General features: G+C 43.0%; 2 protein-coding genes. One reads left to right on the top strand and one right to left on the bottom strand.

Features of this window, described 5'->3' with window-relative positions; all coding sequences use genetic code 11:
* Window positions 1-1,615 (top strand): NAD(P)/FAD-dependent oxidoreductase (locus tag GNF10_RS35640; RefSeq protein WP_185607431.1); only part of this gene is annotated, 1,615 nt, incomplete at its 5' end.
* 172 nt (window positions 1,616-1,787) lie between these two features.
* On the opposite strand, the gene GNF10_RS35645 is transcribed toward GNF10_RS35640, so the two are convergent.
* Window positions 1,788-3,338 carry a hypothetical protein gene (locus tag GNF10_RS35645; RefSeq protein ID WP_185585446.1) on the bottom strand — a complete coding sequence of 517 codons (1,551 nt, stop codon included), beginning with the start codon at window positions 3,336-3,338 and terminating at the stop codon, window positions 1,788-1,790.
* Window positions 3,339-4,142: the final 804 nt, after the last annotated feature.

Consider the following 4,142-nt stretch of genomic DNA (forward strand, 5'->3'; position numbering starts at 1 on the left):
GGGGGGCAGGGGAGCAGGGGGAGAGGGAAAAATAATATCCTCCTCATCTTCCTCATCCCCTACTTACGACATCATTTATATCGGCGGCGCACTAGGCGCGATTCATGCAGCATTGATGGCAAAACTAGGATATAAAGTCCTGCTGGTGGAACGAATGCCCTTTGGCCGGATGAACCGAGAATGGAATATTTCTCGCGATGAAATTCAAAGCTTAGTTAACCTGGGTTTAGTCACCCCCGCTGAGTTAGAAACCATCATTGCTAGGGAATACAAAGATGGATTCAATAAGTTTTTTGATGCGAACAACCCATCCAAACTGCGATCGCCCGTTCTGCACACACCCACAGTCCTAAATTTAGGCTTAGATTCCGATAAATGGCTCCAAATGTGTGGGCAAAAGTTGCAAGCGGCAGGCGGCGAAATCTGGGATGAAACAGAATTTATGCGTGCAGATATTGATATATCACAAGTTCTGTTGCAAGTCAAGCACTTACCTAGTCAAGTTGAAAAACAAGTAAGTGGGCGACTGCTAATAGATGCAATGGGAACTGCATCACCTATCGCTTGGCAGTTAAATGGTGGTCGTGCCTTTGATAGCGTATGCCCAACAGTAGGAGCGGTAATTGAGAGCGGATTTGAGCCGGGAGTATGGGATTCGCAATACGGGGACGTTCTTTATAGTCATGGGGATATTTCGCGGGGAAGGCAGTTGATTTGGGAACTGTTTCCCGCAGCAGATGATGAATTGACGATTTATTTATTTCATTACCATGAAGTCAATGCTGAAAATCCTGGTTCCTTGCTAGAGATGTACGAGGACTTTTTCACAATTTTGCCAGAGTATCGCAGGTGCGATATGGACAAATTGGTGTGGAAGAAGCCGACATTTGGGTATATACCGGGGCATTTTAGTGTAGGAAGTAGCGATCGCACAGTTGCCTTCGATCGATTGATTGCGATCGGCGATGCCGCATCACTCCAGTCTCCCCTCGTCTTCACCGGTTTTGGTTCGCTAGTTCGCAACTTAGAGCGCTTAACAACACTATTGGATACTGCTCTCAAACACGACTTATTGAGTTTCCGCCACTTGAACCAAATTCGGGCTTACCAAAGCAACGTTTCCGTGACTTGGCTATTTTCCAAAGGCATGATGGTACCCACTGGGAAATTCTTACCACCCCAGCGCATTAACTCCATGCTCAACACCTTCTTTGGACTGTTAGCAGATGAACCCCAAGAAGTAGCAGATAACTTTATCAAAGATAGGTGTGATTGGTTAACCTTTAACCGCCTAGCACTCAAAGCCGCTAGGAAAAATCCTGCTTTACTTTTATGGATTTGGGAACTGGCTGGGCCTAGAGATTTAATGCGATGGCTTGGTAGTTATTTCAATTTCGGTCGTCATGCCCTTGTTAGCGCTTTACTAAGTCCCTGGTTTGGGCGCTTCTTAAACCGGGTAGGTTTTTGGCTAGAACCCCGAAATCCTGGCTTGTGGCTGTGGCTATTGGCGATTAATTATGCGATCGCCACAGGCAAACCGCGATCGCGCTCTCAAGTAGCAAAAGCCAACCCAGAAGCCGTAATTCCGAAGTCAGAAGCAAGGATTCTCAATTAGTTATTGGTCATTGGTCATTGGTCACTTGTAGTGAGCCTGTCCTGAGCGTAGTCGTAAAGCCTGCGGATAGCTACGCTTAGGGTGCAGCCTCTGGTAGAGAAGTATTTAGTCATTGGTCATTGGTCTAAGTATTTAGACAAATGACAAATGACAAATGACAAATGACAGCTAACTATTGACCTTTGGGGCGAAAATTCGGTAGTTCCACAGATGCCAATGACTTACGCCCCTTGGGTGGACGTTGGGGATAAACCACAGGTGAAGGTGAATTCCCGTCATTAGTGTTATCACCTAATGACTCTGGGGAAAAATCATTTTCTGACAATTCCAACTGTGACAATTGAGACACTTCTGACCAGTAATCTTCAGCTTCTCCAATAGGCGGCTCAGTGTGGAAGGAGGTAGAAGACACCAGTAAGTTATTGGTTGGTGAAAGTACAGAATCTGTTGTCCAAGAAGTAGAGGTAGTTACAGGGGGATTAATTTCTGCCTTCAACTCCTTCTCCCGTTGATTTTCTACTTCCTCATCATCTTCTAATATTGTTGCCAGAGTCTCCCAGACAGGGGCATTATTAGCATCCACATCTGTTTTTGCAGTAGGCGGTGGTGATGCAGATGGAGGCTGGGAAGTGAAAAACATTTGGATGAGACTATCTAATTGCTGATCTAAATTGGATGATCCCGAAGTTGAAACAGCTTCAGGTGTATCTGGGGAATCGTCAATTTTTGGAGAGGGGGCAGGAGGTTCTGCTGATTTTGGGGTATTTTGCTTAACTGACCAGTTCCAAGAAGATGGTGGCGGGGTACTCGGTTCAGTTCTTTGGAATGGGATTGGTGCTGACGGTTCACCCCAAGAATCATCTTCATTTTCAGTCAATGATTCTGATTCTGCTGACCAAGGTTTAATTGGCTGGGCATTAGGAAACAAAGACCGAGCTTTTCTAGAAAATCTTCCTTGGCTACTAGTTATGTCTTTGGGGTGTTGTGCAGTATCTTCTAAGGAGTCATAGCTAGGAACCGATGTATCTAAACATTTTTCCAGAGCCGCTTTAAATTGCAGTGTCTGACGTTGTTGTCGCATCAGCCTAGTACGTAACTCCCGACAAACAGTTTCTGACTGCAATAACTGCTCAGACTGTTCGCTGTTATTAGTGTGTAACAACGTACATTCTCGCTCTAGCTGGGCAAGGCGTTGCTGGCTAATTTGTAGCTGTGCTTTATAACTATCAGTGAAAATTTCCTGACGTTGAATAGTTTGTACGGCAATTTCTAATTGTTGAAATAAAGATTTTATCTGTTCTTGAGCCGCAGCTAGTTCCTGAGTATGTTGGTTGAGCATCGACTCAGTAACGCTAGAGCGCGTTTTCTGCCACTGCAAAACCTTTTCAGACTCAGCTAAATTGTCTTTTAGCTGCTCTACTTGTTCATACAAGTTATTGTTAGCTGCACGCAATTCCTCGTTCAATGCCAGCAGGTTCTGAAATTCTGAATCAATAAGTGCTTGCTTGCCGATTTCTGGTTCTGCAACCCAGTCCTGCTGGGTGGTATCTTTTGAAAATTGTCTATCTTCAGCCGGCATGAGGAGTGGCAGTTGTTTAACTGCCATATTCTCATTAGGCACAACTGAGTAAAAGGGACAACTCGCCTGCTCCGATTGTGGCGAATTAGCAGAATTTAGGGATTCCATCACAGCCCCCTTATTTGAGGTGTCAGCTTCATTCATCACTCTTGACCCACCTGCCTAAAAATATCAGCAGTGCTGGCATTAGCATTGCTTATCAACCTTGTCTAATCAGGGTTTGCTCTAGAAGCTAAGTTTAACTCTCTCCAGGCACCAGCAATTAATCATCAATTGGTGTTCCCTATTTTGGATCTAGACTGATGCCGTTATAACACTATGATGCTCGTCCCCGTCAAGAAGAGGCAGGGGGAACGGGGCAGGGAGCAGGGGAGATTAAAGCAGTGGTGCCTCTGTCCCAAGGAAGTTTTATTACATGAAAAAACTGCCTCAGCTTATATTTTATTTTCTATGATCGCATCTATCTTAAGGTTTAAATCTAAAATGTATTCTTGAACACATTTTTATACGGTCTTATTTATTACTTAGGATAGATGCCAGTACAAGTATCTACTATTCAATGATAATTCTGTTATTTTGAGCGATCGCTATTTAATATCAGCAAACAACCAAGAGCTTCTGGTAAGAGTAAAATCTTAAAAAAATCCGTTAACTACGAATAAATACTTACAAAATATCGTTAAAGCAGTAACAATTAAAATAAGTGGATTAATAAAACTTTTTTAAAGAATAATCTCAACTTAGTACGGGCTTTTTTATCGTTAAATATAGTTCCAGCAAGCAACCTCGGTCTTAGCCAGAAGAGGCTTTTTTAATCGACTTGCCTTAAATGTGTCAAGTTTGTTTAATGACTACAAGAAAATTGTTTAAAGTATACCTGGCTACTTAGAAATATTTTTTACTTTGTAATTTAATCAACATTAAAATTATCTTATTTAAGTATTAGGA

The sequence above is a fragment of the Nostoc sp. UCD121 genome, assembly GCF_014222285.1.
Classification (GTDB): domain Bacteria; phylum Cyanobacteriota; class Cyanobacteriia; order Cyanobacteriales; family Nostocaceae; genus Nostoc.

Excerpts from the sequence above, each read along its gene's own strand:
- GNF10_RS35645 (WP_185585446.1), bottom strand. The coding sequence starts at position 3,338 with ATGAATGAAGCTGACACCTCAAATAAGGGGGCTGTGATGGAATCCCTA.